We start from the raw sequence: 24,954 nt of genomic DNA, 5'->3' as shown, positions 1-24,954 counted from the left end.
AATGGACACTTTTTTCTCGTTCTACGTCTGGCCCGGCCTGATCATCCTTCTGCAGTCGGTCGCGCTGATCGTCATCCTTTTGATATTCGTCGCCTACATCCTCTATGCCGACCGCAAGATCTGGGCGGCGGTGCAGATGCGGCGCGGTCCGAACGTTGTCGGTCCATGGGGGCTGCTTCAGTCCTTCGCGGATCTCCTGAAATTCGTGTTCAAGGAGCCGGTGATACCGTCGGGCGCCAACAAGGGCGTGTTTCTCCTGGCCCCGGTTATTTCGGCGGTTCTGGCGCTCGCCGCCTGGGCGGTGATCCCGGTGAGCGAAGGTTGGGCGATCGCCAACATCAATGTCGGCATCCTCTACGTCTTCGCCATCTCCTCGCTGGAGGTCTACGGCGTCATCATGGGCGGCTGGGCGTCGAACTCGAAATATCCGTTCCTCGGCGCGCTGCGCTCGGCGGCGCAGATGGTTTCCTATGAAGTCTCGATCGGCTTCGTGATTGTCACCGTGCTGCTCGTCGTCGGTTCGCTGAACCTCTCCGACATCGTGCTCTCCCAGAGCGACGGCATCGGCACTCGGCTCGGCCTGCCCAACACGTTTCTCGACTGGCACTGGCTGGCGCTGTTCCCGATGTTCTTCATCTTCTTCATCTCGGCGCTGGCCGAGACGAACCGGCCGCCCTTCGACCTGGTCGAGGCCGAATCGGAGCTCGTCGCCGGCCACATGATCGAATACTCGTCAACGCCGTTCCTGTTGTTCTTCCTCGGCGAATACGTGGCGATCGTCCTGATGTGCGCGCTCACCACCATCCTGTTCCTCGGCGGGTGGCTGCCTCCCTTCGACTTCGCGCCGTTCACCTGGGTGCCGGGCGTAATCTGGTTCGTTCTGAAGGTCTGCCTCTGCTTCTTCATGTTCGCCATGGTGAAGGCCTTCGTGCCGCGCTACCGCTACGATCAGCTGATGCGACTAGGCTGGAAAGTGTTCCTGCCGATCTCGCTGGCCATGGTGGTCATTGTGGCTGCGTTCCTGAAACTGACGGGAATGGCGTGATGTCGGCCGGGCTTATAGGGGCGCTGATCGGGTTCGCGGTCGCAGTGGCGGATTTATTCGCGCTGCGTCTTTTGGCCTCGCGCGTCGAACTGCCCGAAACCAAGCGCGTTCTCAACGTAACCGGCCTGAGCCAGCTCGTGCTCTTGCCGGTCATAGGCTACTTCGTAGCCCCGCTGTTTACCGGAGACTGATCATGTCGGCACTTGCACAAGCCGCCAAATCGCTGCTTCTCAAGGAGTTCGTCGGCGCTTTCTTCCTGTCGATGAAGATGTTCTTCGGGCCGAAGCCGACGCTGAATTATCCGTTCGAAAAGGGGCCGCTCAGCCCGCGTTTTCGCGGCGAGCACGCGCTGCGGCGCTATCCGAACGGTGAAGAGCGCTGCATCGCCTGCAAGCTGTGCGAGGCGATCTGTCCGGCGCAGGCCATCACCATCGAGGCCGGGCCGCGCCGCAATGACGGCACGCGCCGCACGGTGCGCTACGATATCGACATGGTGAAGTGCATCTATTGCGGCTTCTGCCAGGAAGCCTGTCCGGTCGACGCGATCGTGGAAGGGCCGAATTTCGAGTTCTCCACCGAGACGCGCGAGGAACTCTACTACGACAAGGAAAAACTGCTCGCCAATGGCGATCGCTGGGAGCGCGAACTGGCGCGCAACATCGCTCTGGATGCGCCTTATCGGTAACGTTGGCGCTGCCCCTCACCCTTACCCTCTCCCCGTGAAGAACGGGGAGAGGGGGTCGTCAGCGCCGAAGGTTCGTCCTTCTTCCCGTTCTTACGGGGAGAAGGTGCCGGCAGGCGGATGAGAGGCGGTCGAGTAGTGGACGAGGGTGCGCCGCTCGTCTAAGGAACACGCGATTTCGCAGCCGGGGACGGGGCGGAATCAGATAGAAACCCCGGGGGAACCCATGCTGATTGGACTTGAAGCGGTATTTTTCTACCTCTTCGCCTTCATCGCTGTCGCGGCGGCCTTCATGGTCATTTCCGCGCGCAATCCCGTGCATTCGGTCCTCTACCTGATCCTGACCTTCTTCAATGCGGCCGGCCTGTTCCTGCTGACCGGGGCCGAGTTCCTGGCGATGATCCTGCTCGTCGTCTACGTCGGCGCGGTGGCAGTCCTTTTCCTGTTCGTCGTGATGATGCTCGACGTCGATTTCGCCGAACTGAAGTCGGGCGCGCTGCAATATGCGCCAGTTGGCGCCATGGTCGGGCTGATCTTGGCTGCCGAACTGGTCATCGTGCTCGGCGGCTACACATTCGCGCCTGAACTGGCGTCGACCGTCGCAATGCCGACGCCCGATATCGCGACGCGGCACAATACGGCGGCGCTCGGCGACATTCTCTATACCGACTACATCTACTTCTTCCAGGTAGCCGGCCTGATCCTGCTCGTCGCCATGATCGGCGCGATCGTGCTGACGCTTCGGCACAAGGAGGGGGTCAAGCGCCAGAACGTTCCGGCCCAGGTCGCCCGCAACCCGGCAACCGCGATCGAGATCAAAAAAGTCGAGACGGGCAAGGGCATCTGACGATGGAAATCGGCATCGCGCATTTTCTCACCGTTTCGGCGATCCTGTTCACGCTCGGCGTGTTCGGCATCTTCCTGAACCGCAAGAACGTCATCGTCATCCTGATGTCGATCGAGCTGATTCTGCTAGCGGTGAACATCAATTTCGTGGCGTTTTCCGCTGCTCTCGGCGATCTGGTCGGCCAGGTCTTCGCACTGTTCGTGCTGACGGTCGCGGCCGCCGAAGCGGCGATCGGGCTTGCCATACTGGTGGTGTTCTTCCGCAACCGCGGCTCGATCGCGGTCGAAGACGTGAACATGATGAAGGGTTGACGGTAAGACCATGTATCAAGCCATCGTCTTCCTGCCGCTGCTCGGCTTCCTGATCGTCGGCCTGTTCGGCACGTCGCTGGGCGCGAAAGCATCGGAATACATCACCTCCGGCTTCCTGGTGATCTGCGCGCTGCTGTCATGGTGGGCTTTTTTCAGTGTAGGCTTCAGCGACACGGAAGTCTTCACGATCCCGGTGCTGCGCTTCATCGAATCCGGCAGCCTGCAAGCTGACTGGGCGCTCCGTATCGACACGCTGACGGTGGTCATGCTGGTTGTCGTCAACACCGTGTCAGCCTTGGTGCACATCTACTCGATCGGCTACATGCACCACGATCCACACCGGCCGCGCTTCTTTGCCTATCTGTCCCTTTTCACCTTCGCCATGCTGATGCTGGTGACGGCGGACAATCTCGTGCAGATGTTCTTCGGCTGGGAAGGTGTGGGCCTCGCCTCCTATCTGCTGATCGGCTTCTGGTACAAGAAGCCGTCGGCCAACGCTGCGGCGATCAAGGCCTTCGTGGTCAACCGCGTCGGTGATTTCGGCTTCATCCTCGGCATATTCGGCGTGTTCGTGCTGTTCGGCTCGATCAATTTCGACGCGATATTCGCGACTGCCGCTTCCTACGCACCGGTCGAGGGCGCGGCTGAAAACACGGCTGGGGTTTTCAATTTCCTCGGCTATGAACTCGATCGCGCCTCGGCGCTGACGGCGATCTGCCTGCTGCTCTTCATGGGCGCGATGGGCAAGTCGGCGCAGGTGCCGCTGCACACCTGGCTGCCGGACGCGATGGAAGGCCCGACGCCGGTGTCCGCGCTCATCCATGCGGCGACGATGGTCACCGCCGGCGTGTTCATGCTGGCGCGGCTGTCGCCGATCTTCGAGCTGTCGCACACGGCGCTGACGGTCGTCACCTTCGTCGGCGCCTTCACTGCCTTCTTCGCCGCGACCGTCGGCTTGGTGCAGAACGATATCAAGCGCGTCATCGCCTATTCGACCTGCTCGCAGCTCGGCTACATGTTCGTGGCGCTCGGCCTCGGCTTCTATTCGGCGGCGATCTTCCACCTCTTCACGCATGCCTTCTTCAAGGCGCTGCTGTTCCTGGGCTCCGGCTCGGTCATCCATGCCGTCTCGGACGAGCAGGACATGCGCAAGATGGGCGGACTGCGCACGCTGATCCCGACCACCTACTGGATGATGGTTATCGGCACGCTGGCGCTCACCGGCGTCGGCATTCCGGCGACGATCATCGGCACGGCCGGCTTCTTCTCCAAGGACGCCATAATCGAAGGCGCGTTCGTCGGCCACAACGCCATGGCGGGGTTCGCGTTCATCGCCCTGACGCTGGCGGCGGTGATGACCAGCTTCTATTCCTGGCGGCTGATCTTCATGACCTTCCACGGCCGGCCGCGCGCAACGGCCGACGTGATGCACCATGTCCACGAATCGCCGCCGGTGATGCTTGTGCCTCTGTTGCTGCTCGCCACCGGCTCGCTGTTTGCGGGCGTCATCTTCCATGAATATTTCATCGGCGAAGGTTATCAGGAATTCTGGAAGGCGGCGCTGTTCGTCCTGCCGGAAAACCACATCCTGCACGATTTCCACGAAGTGCCGTTCTGGGTGAAGATCGCGCCGTTCGCCGCCATGCTGATCGGCTTCGGGGTGGCGTACCAGTTCTACATCCGCTCGCCGGAGATGCCGAGGGAACTGGCCGCCCGGCACCGCGGCCTCTACGCTTTCCTGCTCAACAAATGGTATTTTGACGAGCTTTTCGACTTCCTGTTCGTGAACCCGGCTAAACGCCTCGGCCGTTTCCTGTGGAAGACCGGCGACGGGCTCGTCATTGACGGCTTCGGGCCGGACGGCGTGTCGGCGCGCGTCATCGATGTGACGCGCAGTGTCGTCAGGCTGCAGACCGGATATCTCTATCACTACGCATTCGCCATGCTGATCGGCGTCGCCGCCCTCGTCACCTGGATGATGCTCGGGAGCAGCTTCTAATGACCGACTGGCCTATTCTTTCCACGGTCACGTTCCTGCCGCTGGTGGGCGCCTTCCTGATCCTGCTGATTCGGGACGAGGGCGATAGCGCACGCCGCAACATACGCAACGTCGCGCTGCTGACGACGGTGTTCACCTTCGTGCTGTCGCTCTTCATCTGGGCCGGCTTCGACAATGCCGACACCGGGTTCCAGATGGTCGAAAAGGCCGAATGGCTGGACTCGGGCATCTCCTATCACATGGGCGTCGACGGCATTTCGATGCTGTTCGTGATCCTGACCACCTTCCTGATGCCGCTCTGCATCCTGGCCAGCTGGGAATCGGTGGAGAAGCGCGTCAAGGAATACATGATCGCGTTTCTGATCCTGGAAACGCTGATGATCGGCGTGTTCACGGCGCTCGACATCGTCCTGTTCTACGTGTTCTTCGAGGCCGGCCTGATCCCGATGTTCATCATCATCGGCGTGTGGGGCGGCAAGCGGCGCGTCTATGCCTCTTTCAAGTTCTTCCTCTACACGCTGCTCGGCTCGGTGTTGATGCTGCTCGCCATCATGGCGATGTTCTTCCAGTCCGGCACGACGGACATCCCGACGCTGCTCACGCACGACTTCCCGGCCGGCATGCAGACCTGGCTGTGGCTCGCCTTCTTCGCTTCCTTCGCCGTGAAGATGCCGATGTGGCCGGTCCACACCTGGCTGCCCGACGCGCATGTCGAGGCGCCTACTGCGGGCTCTGTCATCCTGGCCGCCATCCTGTTGAAGATGGGCGGCTACGGTTTCCTGCGCTTCTCGCTGCCGATGTTTCCGGACGCGTCGCTCTACTTCCAGCCGCTGATCTTCGCCCTTTCGGTGGTCGCGATCATCTACACCTCGCTGGTGGCGCTGATGCAGGAGGACATGAAGAAGCTGATCGCCTATTCGTCGGTCGCCCATATGGGCTTCGTGACCATGGGCATTTTCGCGATGAACCAGGAAGGCATCCAGGGCTCGCTCTTCCAGATGCTGTCGCACGGGCTGGTTTCGGGCGCGCTGTTCCTGTGCGTCGGAGTGATCTACGACCGCATGCACACCCGCGAGATCGCCGCCTATGGCGGGCTGGTCAACAACATGCCGAAATACGCCGTGGTGTTCATGATCTTCACCATGGCCAATGTCGGGCTGCCGGGCACTAGCGGCTTCGTCGGCGAGTTCCTGACACTGCTCGGCGTGTTCAGGGTCAACACATGGGTGGCGCTGTTTGCCGCGACGGGCGTCGTGCTGTCGGCAGCCTATGCGCTGTGGCTCTACCGCAAAGTGATCTTCGGCGTCCTGTCGAAGGAAAGCCTCAAGGGCCTGCTCGACCTTTCGACGCGCGAGAAAGTGGTGATCTACCCGCTGGTGGTGCTGGTCATCTTCTTCGGCGTCTACCCGGCGCCCATTCTCGATGCGACGACTGCTTCCGTGCAGGCGCTCGTGAACAACGTCACAGTATCGCTCGACGCGGTACCGCAGCCGCAGCCTGCCATCGTGCAGCCGGCAGCGGCCGCGCCGGCCGCAGCGCATTGACAGGGGCGGGCTCATGACGCCGGAACTTTATTCGAGCCTGACGCTCGCGACGCCGGAGCTGATCATCGCGATCGGAGCCTTGGCGCTGCTGATGGTCGGGGTCTATTCGGGGCCGCGCGCCAATTCGACGGTGACCGGGCTGGCGGTGGCGATACTGATCGGCGCCGGGGCGTGGATGGTGCTGTTCGGCGGCGAGGGCAAGGCGTTCGGCAACTCCTTCGTCAGCGATCCGTTCGCGCATTTCATGAAGTTCCTAACGCTGACGGGATCGGTAGTGACGCTGATCATGTCGGTCGGTTTCGCCAAGGCGGAAAAATTCGACAAGTTTGAATATCCGGTCCTGATCATGCTGGCGACGCTCGGCATGATGTTGATGATCTCCGCCAACGACATGATTGCGCTCTATCTCGGCTTCGAGCTGCAGTCACTCGCGCTCTATGTCGTGGCCGCCATCAACCGCGACAGCCTGCGCTCGACGGAAGCCGGCCTCAAATATTTCGTTCTCGGCGCGCTTTCGTCGGGCATGATGCTCTACGGAATTTCGCTGGTTTACGGCTACACCGGCAACACCGATTTCGACGCCATTGCAGCAGCGCTTTCCGGCGGCGAGCGTCAACTCGGCCTGGTTTTTGGCCTTGTCTTCGTCATGGCCGGCCTCGCGTTCAAGATCTCGGCCGTGCCGTTCCACATGTGGACGCCGGACGTCTATGAAGGCGCGCCGACGCCGGTCACCGCCTTCTTTGCGGCGGCGCCCAAGATGGCGGCGATGGCGCTGATCCTGCGCGTCACCATGGGCGCATTCGAGCCGATTGCTCCGGACTGGCAGCAGATCATCGTCTTCGTATCGATCGCCTCGATGGCGCTTGGCTCCTTCGCCGCGATCGGCCAGTCGAACATCAAGCGCCTGATGGCTTATTCGTCGATCGGGCACATGGGATTTGCGCTGGTCGGCCTTGCCGCCAACAGCCAGGCCGGCGCGCGCGGCGTCGTCATCTACATGCTGATCTATCTAGTGATGACGCTCGGAACCTTCGCCTTCATCCTCGCCATGCGGCGCAAGGACGGCAATGTCGAGCAGATCAGCGACCTTGCAGGCCTGTCGGCGACCAACCCGATGATGGCGACGATATTGACCATCCTGATGTTCTCGCTGGCGGGCATTCCGCCGCTAGCCGGCTTCTGGGGAAAATGGTACGTCTTCCTCGCGGCGATCAACGCCGAACTCTACGCGCTCGCCATCATCGGCGTGCTGGCGTCTGTCGTTGGCGCATACTATTATCTGCGCATCATCAAGATTATGTGGTTCGACGAGCCGGTCGGCGGCTTCCTGCCGATGGCCGGCGAGTTGCGGCTCGTGCTCGGCGCTTCCGGCGCGTTCGTGCTGTTCTACGTGCTGATCGGCGGCCCTATCGGCCGCATGGCGCAGGCCGCCGCCAAGACATTCTTCTAGATGGGATTCATGCTCGCGCCGACCTGCGTGTCCGAGGGGTTCCGGCTCGAAGCCCATGACAAGGTCGGCTCGACGAATGCTTTGGCGCTGGAGCGCGCGCGCGAAGGCGATCCCGGCAGACTCTGGATCGTCTCGAAGCAGCAGGAAAGCGGCCGCGGCCGACGTGGCAGGGCTTGGGCGACACCGCCCGGCAATCTCGCGGCGACGCTGCTGCTCATCACCGGCGGCGACCTTCGCACTGCCGCCACGCTCGGCTTCGTCGCCGGCCTGGCGCTTGCCGATGCGTTGAACGCCGTCGTTCCGAATGGCCGTTTTTCGATTGCGCCGGACGGCGGCAGCGGCGCAGGCCGCAATCGCTTCGAGCTGAAATGGCCGAACGACGTGCTCGCCGAAGGCGCCAAGCTCGCCGGCATCCTGCTTGAATCGGCGACGCTCGGCAGCGACCGCTGCGCCATCGCGGTGGGCATCGGCGTCAATGTGGTCGCCCATCCCGACGACGTGCCATATCCGGCGACGTCGCTTAAGGCGCTTGGGACGGCTTGCGATGCCGAGACGCTGTTTCTAGCGCTGTCGGACGCGTGGAACGAGAATGCGCGAGTCTGGAATGAGGGCAGGGGGCTGGCGGAAATCCGCCGGCGCTGGCTTTCCCGCGCCGCGGGACTAGGTAGTCAGGTCGCGGTGCGCGTTGACGGCAATGTCGTGCGCGGCGTGTTCGAGACGATCGATGAAGATTGCCGGTTTGTGATCCGCGATGATCGCGGTGATATGTTGAAAATAGCCGCGGGCGACGTGCATTTCGGCGCGGTCGCCTCCGCTGGCGCTGCCTGAGGGCAGGAGAGGGATAAGAATGGCGACGACCCGCAACGCTGAACTCGTCTTTGTGCCGCTCGGCGGCGTCGGCGAAATCGGAATGAACTTCGCGCTCTACGGCTACGGCCCCGCCCAGAACCGCGAGTGGATCGTGGTCGATGTCGGGGTGACCTTTCCCGGCCCGGACCTTCCCGGCGTCGATCTGGTCCTGCCCGACACGCGTTTCATCGAGGCAGAGGTCGGCAACCTGCGCGGCATCGTCATCACTCATGCGCATGAGGACCATTACGGCGCGCTGCTGGAACTGTGGCCGCGCCTCAAGGCGCCGGTCTGGATGACGCCGTTCGCGGCCGGCCTGCTGGAGGCCAAGCGCCAGGGAGAAAACGGCGCGCCAAAGGTGCCCGTGACGATCTACCGCGCCGGCGAAACATTCACTGTCGGGCCTTTCTCCATCGAGGCGATACCGGTCAGTCATTCGATACCCGAGCCGATGTCGCTGGCCATCACCTCGCCGCTCGGCACGGTGATCCATACGGGCGACTGGAAGCTCGATCCCGCGCCCGAGATCGGCCCGATGACCGACGAGGCGCGGTTCCGCGCTCTCGGCGACAAGGGCGTGCTGGCGCTGATCTGCGATTCCACCAACGCCATGCGCGAGGGCGAATCGCCATCGGAGCAGGCGGTGGGGCAGGGGCTGCGCGGCGTCATCGAAAAGGCGCCGGGCCGCGTCGCGGTCACCACCTTCTCGTCCAATGTCGGCCGCGTCCGCTCGATCGCCGAAGCCGCCCGCGACACCGGACGGCAGGTGCTGGTGCTTGGCCGTTCACTGAAGCGCATGATCGATGTCGCCAGCGAGCTCGGCTACATGGAAGGCCTGCCGGAATTCATCGCGGAGGAGGACTACGGCTTCATTCCGCGCGAAAACCTCGTCATCATCTGCACAGGCAGCCAGGGTGAGGCGCGCGCTGCACTCGCAAAGCTGGCGCGCGACGAGATGAAAACCGTGGCGCTGTCGCCGGGAGACATCGTCGTCTTTTCGTCGCGAACCATCCCCGGCAATGAGAAGGCAATTATCGAGATCAAGAACCAGCTGATCGAGCAGGGGGTGCGGATCATCGAGGATAACGAGGCGCTGGTCCACGTGTCCGGCCATCCGCGCCGCAACGAACTGCGCAAGATGTACGAATGGACGCGGCCGCGCATCGGTGTCCCAGTGCATGGCGAAGCCGCTCACCTTGTCGCGCAAGGAGTGCTGATGACGCAGTCGGGCATTCCGGAAGTCGCGCAGGCGCGCAACGGCGACATGCTGCGGCTGGCGCCGGGCGCTGCCGAGATCATCGACCAGGTGCCGTTCGGCCGCGTCTACAAGGACGGCAAGCTGATCGGCGACGACGAGGCGATGGGCATCCGAGACCGGCGCAAGCTCTCCTTCGCCGGCCATGTCGCGGTCAATGTCGTTCTCGACGAAAAATACGAGTTGGCCGGCGACCCGGATCTGGTGGCCATCGGCGTCGCTCTTGCCGACCGCGGCGGCGAGGATCTCGAGGAGATCATGCTGGATGCGGCGATCGGCGCGGTGGACTCGATACCGCGCCAGCGGCGAAAAGACCTCGACCTGGTGCAGGAAGCGGTTCGGCGCGCCGTCCGATCGGCCGCCAATGAAGCCTGGGGCAAGAAACCGCTGGTGACGGTGTTTGTCACGAGATGATAGGGCAATAGGCAGCGGGCAATAGGCAGTAGGGAAACGGAAGATTGGCGAGCGGTTGTCGATATCGATTTACCTAACTGCCTATTGCCCACTGCCTGGTCAAAGCTTGCCCCACGCATTTTCATGGAGTCTCCATGCTCGGCCGCCTGAACCATGTCGCCATCGCAGTGCCGGATCTGGCCGCGGCAAGCGCTGTCTACCGTGACACTCTCGGCGCCAAGCTCACCGCGCCGCAGGCGCTGCCCGAGCACGGCGTGACCGTGGTGTTCATCGATACCGGCAACACGAAGGTCGAACTGCTTGAGCCGCTTGGCGAAAACTCGCCGATTGCTGCCTTCCTGGAGAAGAACCCGGCAGGCGGCATGCATCACCTCTGCTACGAGGTCGACGATATCCTTGCCGCCCGCGACCGGTTGATGGCGGCGGGCGCACGGGTGCTTGGCGACGGCAATCCGAGGATTGGCGCGCATGGCAAGCCGGTGCTGTTCCTGCACCCCAAGGATTTTCTCGGTACGCTGGTGGAACTGGAAGAAGTATGAACTGGATTTCCGTAGCCGCCATTTACTTCATCATCTGGTGGCTGGTGCTGTTCGCCACGCTTCCGTTCACCCTGAAGACCCAGGACGATGAAGGCGAGACGGTGCTTGGCACTGTGTCGAGCGCCCCGCATGGCCCGCATATGCTACGCGCCGTGATCCGCACTACCATCGTTTCGCTGCTGATCTTTGGAGCGCTTTACATTTTGACCAATGTCGTCGGCCTCGGCATAGACGACATTCCGCATTTCATGCCGGAATACGATTAGAGCGCCGCACGTCCTCTTGAACACGCAGGGACGCTCCAAGACTTTGAAATGCGCATGTTCCTTTCCGAAAACCGATTCTGGTTTCGGGGTGATGCGCTGAGGCGGCCTCGCGCGGCTTCTCAGCAAAGGCTCACAAGTTTTTCTGATTGCTCAAAAAAATGCAAGGCACAAGGCCTTGCAATTGAACGCGTCCGATCTGCTTTCCGGTATTCCGGCGGCTGCGAGTAACCGCGCCTAGATCGCATCCTCCCAAGACTTTGACCGCGTAGGAAGGCAGATTTTGCTCTGCCCTCTCGGTTATCGAGGCACATTAGACCAACCTGCAACAAAATGTCACTAGAAATATTGCGCTGAAACAGCGCTTGATGTGCTGCACTGCACAATAGTTCGGCAGGGCATGCTTGCAAAACGCACAGCGCCGTGGCTGGCTTCCGCGCGCGGGTTTCCATCCGGCCATGAAATGGCTATGAAGCGCGTGCAAGCACCGGCCTTGCCGCCGATTCCGGCGCCATTCTTCACCTCACGGAACCCTCATGCGGCTGTCGCGCTATTTCCTGCCCATCCTCAAAGAAAACCCGCGCGAAGCGGAGATCGTTTCGCACAGGCTGATGCTGCGCGCCGGCATGATCCGGCAGCAGGGGGCAGGCAGTTTTTCGTGGCTGCCGCTTGGCAAGAAGGTGCTGGACAAGGTCTGCCGCATCATCCGCGAGGAACAGGATCGCGCCGGCGCGCTCGAAATCCTGATGCCGACAATTCAGTCGGCCGATCTGTGGCGCGAAAGCGGACGCTACGAGGATTACGGCAAGGAGATGTTGCGCATCAAGGACAGGCACGAGCGCGACATGCTGTTCGGCCCGACCAACGAGGAAATGGTAACGGAGATCTTCCGCTCCTACGTCAAATCCTACAAGGACCTGCCGCTGAACCTCTACCACATACAGTGGAAATTCCGCGACGAGGTGCGGCCGCGCTTCGGCGTGATGCGCAGCAGAGAATTCCTTATGAAGGACGCTTACACCTTCGATCTCGATTTCGAAGGCGCGAAGGCTGCCTACAACCGAATGTTCGTATCCTATCTGCGCACTTTCACCCGCATGGGTCTGAAGGCGATTCCGATGCGCGCCGACACCGGCCCGATAGGCGGCGATCTCAGCCACGAATTCATCATCCTCGCTGACACCGGCGAAAGCCAGGTCTTTTGCCACCGCGATTTCCTTGAACTGCCGGTGCCTGGCGAGGCGACGGATTTTGAGAATGACAGCGAGATCGCCGGTATCGTGCGCGACTGGACAACGCCCTATGCCGCGACTGACGAAATGCATGACGAGGCTGCATGGGACAAGATCGCCGAGGGCGATCGGCTTTCGGCGCGGGGTATCGAGGTCGGCCATATCTTCCACTTCGGCGACAAGTACTCGAAGCCTATGGATGCGCGCGTGGCCGGCCCCGACGGCAAGGACCATTTCGTCTCAATGGGCTCCTACGGCATCGGACCGACGCGGCTGATCGCGGCAATCATAGAGGCCAGTCATGACGAGAACGGCATCATCTGGCCGGAATCTGTCGCGCCGTTCGATGTCGGCATCATCAACATGAAGGCCGGCGACGGCGAATGCGACCGGGTCTGCGAAGAACTCTACCGGAAGCTGACCTCTGCCGGCAAGGACGTGCTCTACGACGACACCGACCAGCGGCCCGGCGGCAAGTTTGCCACCGCCGATCTCATCGGGCTGCCCTGGCAGTTGATCGTCGGACCGCGCGGCGTTGCCGCCGGCGAGATCGAGGTCAAGAACCGCCGCACCGGCGAACGCGAAACGCTGCCGATCGAAGCAGCGGCGAAAAGGTTCGGCGCTGCATGAGCGAGACGGTCGCGACAGCAAGGCCAACCGGCGCCGGACCGTTCTCGCCGTTCGAGCGCATGGTCGCCTGGCGCTATTTGCGCTCGAAGCGCAAGGAGACGGTGATCTCGGTCATCGCCTCGATCTCCTTCGTCGGCATCATGCTGGGCGTCGCGACGCTGATCATCGTCATGGCGGTCATGAACGGCTTTCGCGCCGAACTCCTGACCCGCATCCTCGGCATCAATGGCCACCTGATTGTCCAGCCGGTCGACATGCCGCTCGAGGATTATGCGGAGGTGGCGGGCCGTATCAACGGTGTGCCGGGTGTCAAATACGCTATCCCGCTGATCGACGGGCAGGTGCTGTCGTCGGGCGACGCCGGACCTGGAACCGGCGCGCTGGTGCGCGGCATACGCGGCGAGGATCTGGGCAAGGTCACCCTGGTGGCCAACAATATCCGACAAGGCTCAATCGTCGGCTTCGACACCAGCGAGGGCGTGGCGATCGGCCAGCGCATGGCAGACAATCTCGGGTTGGCGCTCGGCGATTCCATCACGCTGGTTTCGCCCGATGGCGATGTGACGCCGTTCGGCACCACGCCGCGTGTGAAAGCCTACCCCGTCACCGCGATATTCGAAGTCGGCATGTCGGAATACGATGCGTCGATCATCTTCATGCCGCTTGCCGAGGCGCAGCTCTACTTCAACATGGAGGGCCGCGCCCAGTCGATCGAGATATTCGTGGATAATCCCGACGACGTCGACGCGCTCAAGGAGCCGGTCGAGGCGGCAGCCCAGCGGCAGATATTCCTGTCCGATTGGCGCCAGCGCAACCAGACCTTCTTCTCGGCGCTTCAGGTCGAGCGCAATGTCATGTTCATGATCCTGACGCTGATCGTTCTGGTCGCGGCGCTGAACATCATTTCCGGCCTCATCATGCTGGTGAAGGACAAGAGCCATGACATCGCCATACTGCGCACGATGGGCGCGTCGCGCGGTGCGGTGATGCGCATTTTTCTGATGACGGGGGCGGCGATCGGCGTCACCGGCACGATCGCCGGCGTTATCCTCGGCATCGTCATCTGTCTCAACGTCGAATCGATCCGCCAGCTCTTTTCCTGGATGTCGGGTACGGTGCTGTTCAATCCCGAGCTCTATTTCCTGAGCAAGCTGCCGGCCAAGATGGATCCGGGCGAGACGCTGTCCGTCATATTGATGGCGCTGGTGCTGTCGTTCCTGGCGACGCTGTTTCCGGCATGGCGCGCGGCCAAGCTCGATCCCGTCGAGGCGTTGCGTTACGAATGACAAGCGGCAATCGCTCCGGCGACATCATCATCGAGCTGAAAAGCGTCGAGCGGCACTATGTGCAAGGCCCGCGGAAGCTCACCATTTTGAACGGCGTGGATTTTTCGCTGAAGCGCGGCGAGATGGTGGCGCTGGTCGCCCCGTCGGGCACCGGCAAGTCGACGCTGCTGCACACGGCAGGCCTTCTGGAGCGCCCAGACGCAGGCGACGTCATCCTCTCCGGCAGGGCCTGCGGCCGCCTCTCGGACGACGACCGGACAGCCATCCGCCGCAATGACATCGGCTTCGTCTACCAGTTCCATCATCTGCTGCCGGAATTCTCGGCGCTCGAAAACATCATGATGCCGCAGCTGGTTAAAGGACTGCCGGCGTCGGAAGCGAGCGAGAGGGCCAACCAGCTGCTCGACTACATGCAGATCGGCAATCGCGGCCACCACCGCCCGTCGGAACTGTCGGGCGGCGAGCAACAGCGCGTGGCGATCGCCCGCGCCGTGGCCAATGCCCCGCTGGTGCTGCTCGCCGATGAGCCGACCGGCAATCTCGACCCGGTGACTGCGTCCTATGTGTTCGAGGCACTGGCGGCGCTTGTCCGCCAGTCCGGGCTAGCCGCACTGATCGCCACGCACAATCACGAGCTTGCGCGGCGCATGGACCGGCGCGTCACCCTCGACGAGGGCAAAGTCGTTCCTCTCTGACGGTTCTGCCGCGCGGCAGCGGGCCCTACTGCCTTTCACCTTTCATTTACCCTTGCGCGTTCCGGGCGCGCGCAAGCGTTTGACATTTGAATGAAAGGGGAACAAAGTACGAACATACAGAAAACAGGAGGGAAATCATGACCGATCTGGTTCAAGACGTGGTCTCGCTGGTTTGCATGAGCACATTTCTGGTTTCGATGGCCGTATGGATCGGCGCGCTCTGAAATTGTCGGTTCTCGGCGGCGACTGCCGGGTCGCCGCCGCGTGTTGCTCCGGCGCTCAATCGCCGAGGGCGACGCCTTCGCGGCGCGGATCGGCTCCGCCGGTCAACCCTGATGGCTGGATGGCGACGCCGTGCAGGCCGGAATTCAGGTCCTTCACGGCGACCTTGTAGCCCAGCGCCTCGAGATCGGCGGCCAAGCCTTCGGCAGCAGTTCCCTTTTCGAGATCGTAGGGACCGAACCTGTTGACGAGATGCGGCATGGAGATTGCAGCCTGCATGTCCATCTTCCAGTCGATCAGCCCGATCAGCGTGGTGGCGACATAGGAGATGATGCTCGATCCGCCCGGCGAGCCGATTGCGAAGACCGGCTTGCCGTCCTTGAGCACGATGGTCGGCGACATCGACGAGCGCGGCCGCTTGCCGGGCTCGACGCGGTTGGCGACGTTGTCGCCGTCCTCGACGGGCGCGAAGGAGAAGTCGGTAAGCTCGTTGTTGAGCAGGAAGCCGCCCGTCATCAGCCGCGCACCGAAGCCGTTCTCGATGGTCGTGGTCATCGAGGCGATATTGCCGGCCGCATCGACGATCACGAAATGCGACGTCGAGGGCATTTCAAAGGAGACGCCGTCGATGCGGAACTCGGCCTTCTGCCAGGCTGGTTCGCCGGCCTTGGCTTCATCCTCGCCCAGCGCGGTCGGGCGGCGGAGCAATTCGGATCGCGCCTTGAGATATGTCGTATCGAGCAGGCCCTCGGGCATCGAGACGAAATCGCTGTCGGCGACGTAACGGCCGCGGTCGGCGAAGGCGAGGCGGGTGGCGTCGCCGATCAGCCGCCAGGCTTCCGGATCATCCTTGCCCAATGTGGCGATGTCGAAGGGCTCGAGCAGGCCCAGTATCTGGCCGACGGCCATCGCGCCGGAGGAGGGCGGTCCCATGCCGCAGACTTCGTGGCCGCGATAGGGCGCACAGACAGCCGGCCTCTCCTTGACCTTGTAGACGGCCATGTCGTCCAGCGTCAGGCGGCCGGGATTGGTCGGATGCGAACGGACCGTCTCGACGATCTTCGCCGCGATAGGGCCGTTGTAGAAGGCGTCGGCCCCATCCGCCGCCACGGCCCTCAGCGTTGCGGCATAATCCGGATTGCGCAGCATGTGCCCGGCGGGCAGAGGCGAACCGTCTGCCGCGAAGAAATAGGCGCGTGCGCCGGGATCCTCGTCGAGTTTCTCGCCTTCATTGGCGACGAGGGCTGCAAGGCGAGGGGAGATCGCGAAACCCTCTTCGGCGTGCTTGATCGCCGGTTCGAACAGCGACTGCCAGGGGCGCGTACCGAAGCGCCGGTGGACGGTTTCGAGCAGCCGTGGTACGCCGGGAACGCCGACCGAGCGGCCGCCGACCACGGCGTCCATGAATTCGAGTGGCTGGCCGTCTTCACCCAGGAAGAGATCCGGCGTCGCCGCGGCGGGAGCGGTCTCGCGGCCGTCGAAGGTGGTGAGTTCGCCGGTCTTGCCATCATACCAGACGAGGAAAGCGCCGCCGCCCATGCCGGAGGATTGCGGCTCGACGAGGCCTAGCACCGTCTGCACCGCCACGAGCGCATCGGCCGCGTTGCCGCCGGCACGCAGTACTTCGAGCCCTGCCTCGGCGGCCAGCGGGTTGGCGGCGACAACCATCTGGCGCTTGGCCTGAACGGCCGGCTTCAATTCGACCGCGGTCTTTGCCTCCGGCGCAACCGTGTCGGCCGCCTGCTGCGCTGAGGCCGGCCCGGCTAGCAGTAAGGTCAGGGCTAGCGCGCGCCATAAGGCGCCGCTCCCGAAAACTCCTCCGTTCATGTCATGCGCTCCTTCTGTGCTGCGCCCCCGCAACGTCAAGAACCGGCCCGAACACCTCGACGAAGGCGGACTTCAATGCCAGGTCGAGGTCGGTCATCGTCACCGGCAGGCCGAGATCGACCAGGCTGGTCACGCCATGGTCGGCCACGCCGCAAGGCACGATGCCGGTAAAATGCGAAAGATCGGGTTCGACATTGATGGCGATGCCGTGAAAGCTGACCCAGCGCCGCAGCCGGATGCCGATCGCGGCGATCTTCTCCTCGGCCGCCGATCCGTCCGGCATGGGCGGCCGGTCCGGCCGCACCACCCAGACGCCGACGCGGTCCTCACGACGTTCGCCGCGCACGTTGAATGCCGCCAGCGCAACGATGATCCAATCCTCCAGCGCGGCGACGAAGGCGCGCACGTCTTCGCGTCGCCGTTTAAGGTCGAGCATGACATAGGCGACCCTCTGGCCGGGGCCGTGATAGGTGTATTCGCCGCCACGGCCGGCATTGAACACCGGAAAGCGGTCGGGTTCGACGAGATCCTCGACGCGGGCCGAGGTTCCGGCCGTGTAGAGCGGGGGATGTTCGACCAGCCAGATCAATTCGCCCTCCGTGCCGTCGCGGATAGCGGCGGCGCGGGCTTCCATCACCGCAAGCGCCTCCTCGTATCCGGTCAGGCCGGGCTCGATTCGCCATTCGACCGGCGCCGAACCGGGCGCGGGCAGGAACGATCCGGCTATCTGGCTGCGTTCTGGCATCAGGTTCTCGCTAGGCTCCATCATATGGCGGCAAGCGCTGAAAAGGTCCAGTTTTGTTGTGGGCCAGAGACATCAGGCGCACTGTTTCGCACGGCGTGAACTTGAGCCGAATAAAGCGGCTGGCGCACTTGTTTCGCCGGAAACGATTTGCTAAATGCCGCTGGCCGGTTCCGACCGGTTCTTTCGTGACGTGCGGTCGTGGCGGAATTGGTAGACGCGCAGCGTTGAGGTCGCTGTGGGGCAACCCGTGGAAGTTCGAGTCTTCTCGACCGCACCATTCACAAATCGGCTAAGACGTTTGTATCTAAAGCGAAAAGGCGGCCTAGCCGCCTTTTTCTATTTGCATCGACTGAACAAGCTTGTCGCCGGTTTGCAGCCATCTCTGTCGATGCTCTAATCGCTACCCATGACCAGCCCCTCGATATCGTGCTTCTGGGTAACCGGAACGAGTTCGTCGACCACGCGGCAGACGAGATGGTCGCGCACCGGCGTCGGCAACGCGTCGTAGTATTTCTGCGTCACCATCATGTCGTGCAAGGCAGCGTGGCCCGCGCCGGGCGCATCTACACCGAGCACCAGAACCGGGCGGGCGACCGGCGAAGGATGGGCAGTTCCGCGATGGACGGTGAGCGCCGAGCGACACGAGACATCGCCCATTTCCGGGTATTTGCGCACTCCTCGCTCGGCGAATTGCGGCCAGATTTCGCTTGGCGGAAACATTTCGTGCTTCCATTCCCGCCCGTCGACATATTGCGTGCCCGGCGCGATCTCGAACGGCCCCATGTCGGGCGTCACATCGACACCGGTCAGGTTGAATGCGAGCGAGGTGATGCGGCGGTCCCGATAGGTGTCGGCCGGCGAGGGAAAATCGCGGTGCCATGGCTGGTATTTCGCGCCCTGGAACGGCGTGTCGAAGCCAATCTCGACGATCTGATAGTCCCGGCCGAGTGTCGCTTCACACATCGCCACGATCCAGGGATGCATGGTGAGTTCGACGAAGCCGCCGAACTGCTCCGGATGTATCTCGACATACCAGCGGCGCGGCCCGCGGCCAACGGCTCCACCAGGCCGCTGGATCGCGTCCCAGAAGGCGGTCATCATGTCCTCGCGCATGGCCTCGGCCCACGCCCGCGAGAAGGCGCCCTTGCGCCCGACGATGCCGTCGCGCAGCAGGGTTTCGAGATCGCCGGCGACGTCAATCCGGTCCTGCACCTGCATGTTCAAATTCATCCTCGCACCTCCCTGATAATCCGCTGGCTCGACCGCACCGGCCCGGTCGACGCCCGCTGCACGAGCGGGCCGTCGATCTTGATGGTCATGGACCTGAGCGTCTTGCCATGGACGGCTAGGTCGATCAGCGCCTCAGCCGCGCGCTGGCCCATCTCGTAATTGGGCAGCACCAGGGTCGAGAGCGGCGGATGCGTATAGCGGGCGAGTTCCTGGTCGTCATAACCCATGATCGATAGATCGCCGGGCACCGCGAGGCCGAGTTCGCTTGCCGCCTCCAGCGCGCCGATAGCCATCAGATCGTTGCCGCACAGGATAGCGGTCGGAGAATCCTGCATCGCCAGCAGTTCGAAGGTGAGTTGGTAGCCGGAAAGCGGCAACCAGTCGCCGTTGCGCAGAAGGGTTTCGTCGAAGCCGATATCGGCGGTGGCGAGCGCTTGGCGATAGCCCTTCAGTCGGTCGGCGGAGGCGTCCATCCACGGCTCGCCATTGATGAAACCGATGCGCCGGTGGCCGAGCTCTGTCAGGTGCCTTGTTGCGGTAAAGCCGCCGGCGACCTCGCCCGGCACGATCGACAAATGCTTGCGCGGCTCCGAGTAGCAGTTGAGCAGCACGGTCGGGACGTCTTCGAGCGATTTCGGCAGCGTCACGCGCCGAGTGAAGATGGTCGAATAGATGACGCCGATCACCGAGCGGTCGCGCTTGATCGCGGCGATCGTGGCGGCCTCCAACTCCGGGTTGGAGCGGGTGACGTGGGCTGCGACGAGAAGGTCCTGCTCGAAGGCGAAGTCGCGGGCGCCGTCGAGATTGACCACCGGATGCGGGCTGGTCGATATTTCGTCGACCAGATAGGCGATGGTCCTGCGCTCGCTTGCCGGGGAGACCTCGCGCCGGATCGCCGGCAGCGTATAGCCGATCTGGCGCGCCGCCTCGATCACGCGAGTTTGGGTTTCGGCCGAAATCCGCGACCCCGTCATCTCGTTGAGCACCAGCGAGACGCTGGACTGCGACACGCCGGCAATGCGGGCGACGTCCGTCATCGTCGGCCTGCCGCGCCTCTTGTCGGTCCGCGATTCGTCCGCGCCGCTACCTTCCGCCATTCGCCACCTCGGCCGCAACAAAAGTCATAAAATACCGCTTGACTGCTAATATTATTAGCGCAAGATTTCAGAATGTGAAGCAAATTCGTTGCTTCCATCCGGCCATTCAGAAGCCGGGCGTTAGGGAGAAGGAAACGCCATGACGAGCATTACCCGCCGTACAATTTTGCTTGCCGCAAGCGCGCTCGGCGCCGTCGGCCTCACAGCAGGCATCGCTTTCGCCGACCTGCCGGTGCTGGCGAAGAAAGACACCTACAAGGTCGGCTTCGCTCAGACCGAATCCAACAATCCGTGGCGTATTGCCCAGACCGAGAGCATGCAGGCCAAGGCCAAGGAACTCGGCTTCCAGCTGGTCTATACCGATGCCGCCGGCTCGGCCGCCAAGCAGGTCGCCGATGTCAATTCCATGATCGCCCAGGGCGTCGACCTGATCTTCCTCGCCCCGCGCGAGGAAAAGCCGCTGATCCCCGCCGTCATGGCCGCCAAGAAGGCTGGCATCCCGGTCATCCTGCTCGACCGCAATGTCGACCAGTCGCTCGCCAAGGCCGGCGAGGACTACATCACCTTCATCGGCTCCGACTTCATCGACGAAGGCAAGCGCATGGCCGAATGGCTGGTCAAGAACAAGCCCGACGGCGCCAAGATCATTGAGCTCGAAGGCACTACCGGATCGTCGCCCGCCAACGACCGCAAGAAAGGCTTCGACGAGGCGCTGGCCGGCATGGCCGGCTTCGAGATCGTCGCTTCGCAGACCGGCGACTTCGCCCGCGACAAGGGTCGCCAGGTGGCCGAGGCGCTGCTCCAGGCGCACCCCGACGCCAATGTGATCTACGCCCACAATGACGAGATGGCGATGGGCGCCATCGCGGCGCTGGAGGCGGCCGGCAAAGTGCCAGGCAAGGATGTGCTGGTGCTCTCCATCGACGGCGGCAAGGAAGCCGTGCAGGCGGTGGTCGACGGCAAGATCGCGGCAGTCGTCGAATGCAATCCGCGCTTCGGCCCGAAGGCATTCGAAACCATGGCGCGTTATGCCGCCGGCGAGGCGATCGAGCCGTGGGTGAAGAACATCGACGCCTTCTACGATCCGTCCAACGCCAAGGACGAAGTGGCGAACGCCTACTGAGGTTCTCCCGGGCGGGGCCGGCCGGGCATTCCGGCCGGTTCCGCTTTTTTGCGCCGATTGAAAACGATGCGGCGCGGGCGCAGTATCGATGCGGGAGGAGCCGCCTTTGCTTTTATCCATGAAAGGCGTCGACAAGAGCTTTTCGGGGGTCAGGGTGCTGACCTCCGCTTCGCTCGACATCGAGGTCGGCGAGGTGATGGCGCTGGTCGGCCAGAACGGCGCCGGCAAATCGACGCTGATCAAGATCCTGACGGGCGCCTATTCGCGCGATGCCGGCCAGATACTCTTCCGGGGCAACGCCGTTGATTTCTCTTCGCCGGCCGCCTCGCAGGCCGCCGGCATTGCCACGATCTACCAGGAGATCAACCTTGCGCCGAACCGCTCGGTCGCCGAGAACATCTTCCTCGCCCGCGAGCCGTTGCGCTTCGGCATGATCGACCGACGCCGCATGCGCGCGGAAGCTCACGCCGTGCTCCGGCGCTTCAATCTCGACATCGACGTCGGCCGCCCGCTCGAGGATTTCGGCGCAGCGACCCGGCAGATGGTGGCGATCGCGCGCGGCGTCACCCAGAATGCTCGCCTTGTCATCATGGACGAGCCAACCTCCTCGCTCGACGAGCGCGAGGTTGCGGTGCTGTTCCAGACCATCCGAACGCTCAAGGCCGACGGCGTGGCGACCCTGTTCATCAGCCACCGGCTCGACGAACTCTATGCCGTGTGCGACCGCGTCACCATCATGCGCGACGGCCGCACGGTCGCCGTCAGCGCCATGAGGGATATTTCCAAGATCGAGCTGGTGCGCGCCATGCTCGGCAAGGAGCTGACCGCCTTCACAGCCAGCCAGCGCAACCGCACCGAAGCGGATGGTCCGACGCTGGTCGAGGCCAGCGGGCTTTCGTCCGGCCTGCGCGTGCGCGACGTTTCCTTGAACATCGGCCGCGGCGAGATCGCTGGGCTTGCCGGCCTGCTCGGCTCGGGCCGCACCGAGACCGCGCGGCTGATCTACGCCGCCGACCGCCGCGACGGCGGTTCGGTGAAGATCGCCGGCGTCGAGAAGAATTATTCCGAGCCGGCCGATGCTATCGCCGACGGCATCGGCTTCGTCTCGGAAGACCGCAAGGTCGAAGGCATCATCCCCGAAATGAGCGTGCGCGAGAATTTGACGCTGGCGCTCCTGCCGCGCCTCCTGAAATCGGGCGTTGTCGACTACGCAGCACAGCAGAAGGTCGTCGATCGCTATATCGAAGCGCTCGGCGTCAAATGCGCCTCGCCCGAGCAGCCGATCCGCGAGCTTTCCGGCGGCAATCAGCAGAAGGTGTTGCTCGCCCGCTGGCTGTGCATGGACCCGCGACTTCTGATCGTCGACGAGCCGACGCGCGGCATCGATGTCGGCGCCAAGGCCGAGATCCTGAAGCTCCTGCGCGGCCTCGCCGATCAGGGCTTGAGCGTCCTGATGATCTCTTCGGAGCTGGAGGAACTGATCGCGGCGGCCGACCACGTCACCGTGCTCAGCGACGGCCGCTCGGTCGCCCACCTGCCGGCCGGTGAATTGAGCGAAGAGCGACTGATGACCGCCATGGCCCACCAGGGCGAAGAGGCGGCATGACCAGCATCGACACGGCAGGCCCTGCCCAGGCGAGCACGCGAAAGAGCCGGCTGGTCTGGCTCAGCCGCTACGGAACGCTGGCGGCGTTCCTGGCTCTGATCGCCTTCAACATCGCCGTCACGCCCAATTTCCTGTCGTGGCAGACGCTCAACGTCAATCTTACCCAGGTCGCGACCATCGTCATCGTCGCGGTCGGCATGACGCTGGTCATCGCCACCGGTGGCATCGACCTCTCGGTCGGCTCGCTGATGGCGATATCTGGCGCGCTCGCGCCGATGATCTTTTTGGGCTCCATCGTGCCTATCCCCAACCCGGCGCTGGCGGTCGCGCTGGCGCTGACCGTTCCGGCGGTCGTCGCGGCGGCGTTCGGCTGGTTCAACGGCATGCTGATTACGCGCTATTCGATCCAGCCGATCGTAGCGACGCTGGTGCTGTTCATCGCCGGGCGCGGCATCGCCCAGGTCATGACCAACGGCAATCTCCAGGTGTTCAAGAACCCGGAGTTCCAGTTCATCGCGCTCGGCCGCGTCTTCGGCATCCCGGCACAGGTCATCATCATGGCCGTCGTGGTGGCCGCGGCCTTCTTCCTCATCCGCCGCACCGGGCTTGGCCGCCAGATCATCGCGGTGGGCGGCAACGAGAAGGCCGCGCGTCTCGCCGGCATTCCTGCCAAGCGCGTCAAGCGGCTGGTCTATGTCATCAGCGGCGCGCTGGCAGGCATCGCCGGGCTGATCGTCGTCGCCCGCAATTCGGCGAGCGACGCGAACCTCGTCGGGCTTGGCATGGAACTCGACGCCATCGCCGCCGTCGCAGTCGGCGGCACGCTTCTGACAGGCGGCCGCGCCAACATTCTGGGCACGCTTCTCGGCGCCTGCGTCATCCAGATGGTTCGCTACACGCTGCTCGCCAATGGGGTGCCCGATGCCGCCGCGCTTGTCGTCAAGGCGGCGCTGATCGTTGCCGCCGTGTATATCCAGCAGCGCGCTGATAAGGGGTAGATCGATGGCGCTGTACCTTTTCGGACTCTACTCATGAACACCGTCGTCTCCCGCCTCGCCTTCCTCGGTCCGTTCGCGCCACGCTCCAACATCGACCTGGCGCGGCTCGGTGTGGTCGCCGCACTTTTCGCGCTCATCATCTTCGGAGGCATCCGCTACGACAATTTCCTGTCGTCCTACAACGCGCTATCCTTCCTGCGCTACAACTCCATGTTCGCGCTGATTGCGCTCGGAATGGCGCTGGTCATCATGACCGGCGGCATCGACCTGTCGGTCGGCGCAACCGCCGCAATGTCCAGCGTCGTCGCGGCGCTGCTCTCGCCCTATCACTGGGCGGCGGGCCTCGGAGGCGGGCTGGCTGCCGGCCTCGCCGTCGGGTTGATCAACGGGATTGTCATCACCAGGCTGAGGATACAGCCCTTCATCGCCACCCTCGCTGCCATGCTGGCGGCCTACGGCACAGGGCTGCTTCTGGCAGGCAACCAGTCGGTTTCGGTCTCCTACGACACCGGCTTCACGATCATCGGCCAGGACGATTTCCTCGGCTTCCCGATCCCCGCCTGGATCGCGCTGCTGATGTATGTGATCGGCTGGATCGCGCTCGAGCCGCCTGCCGGTCGGCCGCCGCATCCTTGCGATCGGCGACGGCGAGGCCACCGCCAAGCTGATGGGCCTCAAGGTCGAGCGCACGTTGATGGGCGTCTATCTCGCCTCGGGCTTTTTGGCCGGCATGGCTGGTGTCATTCTCGCCTCCCAATTCGGCGCCGGCCAGCCGACCGAAGGTGTCGGCTGGGAACTCTTCGCCATTGCTTCGGTGGTCGTCGGCGGCACGCTTCTGACCGGCGGTGTCGGCTCGATCGGTGCGACGCTTGCCGGTGCGCTGCTTTTGGCGATGGTGTTCAACATACTGAATTTCGAGAACGGGCTCGGCTGGATTTCGCTCTCCGCCTATTGGCAGTCGGTCATACGCGGGCTGTTCCTGCTCGCAGTGGTAATCCTGCAGGCGAAGCTCGCCGGCACCCGCGTCAACGCCTAGTCCAGGTTCCGTGGGCCGGACTTTTTGCC

The 24,954-nt window shown here is 63.2% G+C and carries 22 protein-coding genes, 1 tRNA gene and 1 pseudogene; 20 read left to right on the top strand and 4 right to left on the bottom strand.

The genetic code is table 11. The features are described 5' to 3' along the window. Position 1 precedes the first annotated feature (1 nt). The 15 genes from nuoH to ACG873_RS14880 all read left to right on the top strand — a co-directional run bounded on the left by nuoH (position 2) and on the right by ACG873_RS14880 (position 15,041). Positions 2-1,045 carry an NADH-quinone oxidoreductase subunit NuoH gene (gene nuoH / locus ACG873_RS14950; protein ID WP_394892713.1) on the top strand — a complete coding sequence of 348 codons (1,044 nt, stop codon included), beginning with the start codon at positions 2-4 and terminating at the stop codon, positions 1,043-1,045. Further along, positions 1,045-1,236 (top strand): hypothetical protein, encoded by a 192-nt coding sequence (locus ACG873_RS14945; protein ID WP_394892712.1) that lies wholly within the window; start codon positions 1,045-1,047, stop codon positions 1,234-1,236. Before nuoH ends, ACG873_RS14945 begins: the two co-directional genes overlap by 1 nt. A 2-nt stretch (positions 1,237-1,238) precedes the next feature. After that, positions 1,239-1,730 carry an NADH-quinone oxidoreductase subunit NuoI gene (gene nuoI / locus ACG873_RS14940; RefSeq protein WP_394892710.1) on the top strand — a complete coding sequence of 164 codons (492 nt, stop codon included), beginning with the start codon at positions 1,239-1,241 and terminating at the stop codon, positions 1,728-1,730. Positions 1,731-1,953: 223 nt separating this feature from the next. Then, positions 1,954-2,574 (top strand): NADH-quinone oxidoreductase subunit J, encoded by a 621-nt coding sequence (locus tag ACG873_RS14935; protein WP_394892708.1) that lies wholly within the window; start codon positions 1,954-1,956, stop codon positions 2,572-2,574. A 2-nt stretch (positions 2,575-2,576) separates the two neighbouring features. Then, entirely contained in the window at positions 2,577-2,885 is a 309-nt protein-coding gene (gene nuoK / locus ACG873_RS14930) for an NADH-quinone oxidoreductase subunit NuoK (RefSeq protein ID WP_008836435.1), read from the top strand. 10 nt (positions 2,886-2,895) lie between these two features. Next, positions 2,896-4,884 carry an NADH-quinone oxidoreductase subunit L gene (gene nuoL / locus ACG873_RS14925; protein WP_394892706.1) on the top strand — a complete coding sequence of 663 codons (1,989 nt, stop codon included), beginning with the start codon at positions 2,896-2,898 and terminating at the stop codon, positions 4,882-4,884. Beyond that, on the top strand, positions 4,884-6,428 hold the full coding sequence (locus tag ACG873_RS14920) for an NADH-quinone oxidoreductase subunit M (RefSeq protein ID WP_394892705.1): 1,545 nt from the start codon (positions 4,884-4,886) through the stop codon (positions 6,426-6,428). The genes nuoL and ACG873_RS14920 overlap by 1 nt, the downstream gene beginning before the upstream one ends. Positions 6,429-6,441: 13 nt before the next feature. Further along, positions 6,442-7,878, top strand: coding sequence for an NADH-quinone oxidoreductase subunit NuoN (gene nuoN / locus ACG873_RS14915; RefSeq protein ID WP_394892703.1), 1,437 nt, complete (start codon positions 6,442-6,444; stop codon positions 7,876-7,878). After that, positions 7,879-8,706, top strand: coding sequence for a biotin--[acetyl-CoA-carboxylase] ligase (locus tag ACG873_RS14910; protein WP_394892701.1), 828 nt, complete (start codon positions 7,879-7,881; stop codon positions 8,704-8,706). A gap of 19 nt (positions 8,707-8,725) precedes the next feature. Next, entirely contained in the window at positions 8,726-10,396 is a 1,671-nt protein-coding gene (locus tag ACG873_RS14905; protein ID WP_394892699.1) for a ribonuclease J, read from the top strand. 134 nt (positions 10,397-10,530) lie between these two features. After that, the gene (gene mce, locus ACG873_RS14900; RefSeq protein ID WP_394892697.1) at positions 10,531-10,935 is read left to right on the top strand and encodes a methylmalonyl-CoA epimerase; all 405 of its coding nucleotides are present in this window, start codon (positions 10,531-10,533) and stop codon (positions 10,933-10,935) included. After that, complete coding sequence (locus ACG873_RS14895) at positions 10,932-11,201, top strand: DUF1467 family protein (protein ID WP_394892695.1); 270 nt, start codon at positions 10,932-10,934, stop codon at positions 11,199-11,201. The genes mce and ACG873_RS14895 overlap by 4 nt, the downstream gene beginning before the upstream one ends. A 533-nt stretch (positions 11,202-11,734) precedes the next feature. After that, complete coding sequence (gene proS / locus ACG873_RS14890; RefSeq protein ID WP_394892693.1) at positions 11,735-13,060, top strand: proline--tRNA ligase; 1,326 nt, start codon at positions 11,735-11,737, stop codon at positions 13,058-13,060. Beyond that, the gene (locus tag ACG873_RS14885; RefSeq protein WP_394892691.1) at positions 13,057-14,346 is read left to right on the top strand and encodes a lipoprotein-releasing ABC transporter permease subunit; all 1,290 of its coding nucleotides are present in this window, start codon (positions 13,057-13,059) and stop codon (positions 14,344-14,346) included. The genes proS and ACG873_RS14885 overlap by 4 nt, the downstream gene beginning before the upstream one ends. Further along, positions 14,343-15,041: an ABC transporter ATP-binding protein gene (locus ACG873_RS14880; RefSeq protein WP_394892689.1), complete on the top strand. Its 699-nt coding sequence runs from the start codon at positions 14,343-14,345 to the stop codon at positions 15,039-15,041. The genes ACG873_RS14885 and ACG873_RS14880 overlap by 4 nt, the downstream gene beginning before the upstream one ends. A 279-nt stretch (positions 15,042-15,320) precedes the next feature. Here ACG873_RS14880 and ggt read toward each other — a convergent pair whose 3' ends face one another. Then, a complete protein-coding gene (gene ggt / locus ACG873_RS14875; RefSeq protein ID WP_394892687.1) occupies positions 15,321-17,090 on the bottom strand; it encodes a gamma-glutamyltransferase in 1,770 nt (589 codons plus the stop codon). A gap of 1 nt (position 17,091) precedes the next feature. After that, positions 17,092-17,835 (bottom strand): lipoyl(octanoyl) transferase LipB, encoded by a 744-nt coding sequence (lipB, locus tag ACG873_RS14870; protein WP_394892685.1) that lies wholly within the window; start codon positions 17,833-17,835, stop codon positions 17,092-17,094. A 192-nt stretch (positions 17,836-18,027) separates the two neighbouring features. Between lipB and ACG873_RS14865 the strand changes: the two genes are divergently transcribed. Continuing rightward, a tRNA-Leu gene (locus ACG873_RS14865) sits at positions 18,028-18,112 on the top strand. Positions 18,113-18,228: 116 nt separating this feature from the next. Here the strand turns inward: ACG873_RS14865 and ACG873_RS14860 are convergent. After that, on the bottom strand, positions 18,229-19,065 hold the full coding sequence (locus ACG873_RS14860) for a phytanoyl-CoA dioxygenase family protein (RefSeq protein WP_394892684.1): 837 nt from the start codon (positions 19,063-19,065) through the stop codon (positions 18,229-18,231). Beyond that, positions 19,062-20,162, bottom strand: coding sequence for a LacI family DNA-binding transcriptional regulator (locus ACG873_RS14855; RefSeq protein WP_394892682.1), 1,101 nt, complete (start codon positions 20,160-20,162; stop codon positions 19,062-19,064). Before ACG873_RS14855 ends, ACG873_RS14860 begins: the two co-directional genes overlap by 4 nt. Positions 20,163-20,301: 139 nt before the next feature. Here ACG873_RS14855 and ACG873_RS14850 point away from each other — a divergent pair, with 139 nt between their 5' ends. The 4 genes and pseudogenes from ACG873_RS14850 to ACG873_RS14835 all read left to right on the top strand — a co-directional run bounded on the left by ACG873_RS14850 (position 20,302) and on the right by ACG873_RS14835 (position 24,925). After that, entirely contained in the window at positions 20,302-21,285 is a 984-nt protein-coding gene (locus ACG873_RS14850; RefSeq protein ID WP_394892680.1) for an ABC transporter substrate-binding protein, read from the top strand. 106 nt (positions 21,286-21,391) lie between these two features. Then, positions 21,392-22,891: a sugar ABC transporter ATP-binding protein gene (locus ACG873_RS14845; protein ID WP_394892679.1), complete on the top strand. Its 1,500-nt coding sequence runs from the start codon at positions 21,392-21,394 to the stop codon at positions 22,889-22,891. Beyond that, the gene (locus tag ACG873_RS14840; protein ID WP_394892678.1) at positions 22,888-23,889 is read left to right on the top strand and encodes an ABC transporter permease; all 1,002 of its coding nucleotides are present in this window, start codon (positions 22,888-22,890) and stop codon (positions 23,887-23,889) included. Before ACG873_RS14845 ends, ACG873_RS14840 begins: the two co-directional genes overlap by 4 nt. A 33-nt stretch (positions 23,890-23,922) precedes the next feature. After that, positions 23,923-24,925 (top strand): annotated as a pseudogene (locus ACG873_RS14835) (ABC transporter permease). The last annotated feature ends 29 nt before the right edge of the window (positions 24,926-24,954 follow it).

Source organism: Allomesorhizobium aridi (assembly GCF_043769475.1).
GTDB lineage: Bacteria > Pseudomonadota > Alphaproteobacteria > Rhizobiales > Rhizobiaceae > Allomesorhizobium.
Note: the sequence above shows the minus strand (reverse complement) of the source record. Positions and strands in the feature narration are given on the sequence as shown.

What these genes read in the sequence shown, in the direction of transcription:
- nuoH (WP_394892713.1), top strand. Translation starts at nt 2, where the DNA reads ATGGACACTTTTTTCTCGTTCTACGTCTGGCCCGGCCTGATCATCCTT.
- ACG873_RS14945 (WP_394892712.1), top strand. Translation starts at nt 1,045, where the DNA reads ATGTCGGCCGGGCTTATAGGGGCGCTGATCGGGTTCGCGGTCGCAGTG.
- nuoI (WP_394892710.1), top strand. Translation starts at nt 1,239, where the DNA reads ATGTCGGCACTTGCACAAGCCGCCAAATCGCTGCTTCTCAAGGAGTTC.
- ACG873_RS14935 (WP_394892708.1), top strand. Translation starts at nt 1,954, where the DNA reads ATGCTGATTGGACTTGAAGCGGTATTTTTCTACCTCTTCGCCTTCATC.
- nuoK (WP_008836435.1), top strand. Translation starts at nt 2,577, where the DNA reads ATGGAAATCGGCATCGCGCATTTTCTCACCGTTTCGGCGATCCTGTTC.
- nuoL (WP_394892706.1), top strand. Translation starts at nt 2,896, where the DNA reads ATGTATCAAGCCATCGTCTTCCTGCCGCTGCTCGGCTTCCTGATCGTC.
- ACG873_RS14920 (WP_394892705.1), top strand. Translation starts at nt 4,884, where the DNA reads ATGACCGACTGGCCTATTCTTTCCACGGTCACGTTCCTGCCGCTGGTG.
- nuoN (WP_394892703.1), top strand. Translation starts at nt 6,442, where the DNA reads ATGACGCCGGAACTTTATTCGAGCCTGACGCTCGCGACGCCGGAGCTG.
- ACG873_RS14910 (WP_394892701.1), top strand. Translation starts at nt 7,879, where the DNA reads ATGGGATTCATGCTCGCGCCGACCTGCGTGTCCGAGGGGTTCCGGCTC.
- ACG873_RS14905 (WP_394892699.1), top strand. Translation starts at nt 8,726, where the DNA reads ATGGCGACGACCCGCAACGCTGAACTCGTCTTTGTGCCGCTCGGCGGC.
- mce (WP_394892697.1), top strand. Translation starts at nt 10,531, where the DNA reads ATGCTCGGCCGCCTGAACCATGTCGCCATCGCAGTGCCGGATCTGGCC.
- ACG873_RS14895 (WP_394892695.1), top strand. Translation starts at nt 10,932, where the DNA reads ATGAACTGGATTTCCGTAGCCGCCATTTACTTCATCATCTGGTGGCTG.
- proS (WP_394892693.1), top strand. Translation starts at nt 11,735, where the DNA reads ATGCGGCTGTCGCGCTATTTCCTGCCCATCCTCAAAGAAAACCCGCGC.
- ACG873_RS14885 (WP_394892691.1), top strand. Translation starts at nt 13,057, where the DNA reads ATGAGCGAGACGGTCGCGACAGCAAGGCCAACCGGCGCCGGACCGTTC.
- ACG873_RS14880 (WP_394892689.1), top strand. Translation starts at nt 14,343, where the DNA reads ATGACAAGCGGCAATCGCTCCGGCGACATCATCATCGAGCTGAAAAGC.
- ggt (WP_394892687.1), bottom strand. Translation starts at nt 17,090, where the DNA reads ATGAACGGAGGAGTTTTCGGGAGCGGCGCCTTATGGCGCGCGCTAGCC.
- lipB (WP_394892685.1), bottom strand. Translation starts at nt 17,835, where the DNA reads ATGCCAGAACGCAGCCAGATAGCCGGATCGTTCCTGCCCGCGCCCGGT.
- ACG873_RS14860 (WP_394892684.1), bottom strand. Translation starts at nt 19,065, where the DNA reads ATGAATTTGAACATGCAGGTGCAGGACCGGATTGACGTCGCCGGCGAT.
- ACG873_RS14855 (WP_394892682.1), bottom strand. Translation starts at nt 20,162, where the DNA reads ATGGCGGAAGGTAGCGGCGCGGACGAATCGCGGACCGACAAGAGGCGC.
- ACG873_RS14850 (WP_394892680.1), top strand. Translation starts at nt 20,302, where the DNA reads ATGACGAGCATTACCCGCCGTACAATTTTGCTTGCCGCAAGCGCGCTC.
- ACG873_RS14840 (WP_394892678.1), top strand. Translation starts at nt 22,888, where the DNA reads ATGACCAGCATCGACACGGCAGGCCCTGCCCAGGCGAGCACGCGAAAG.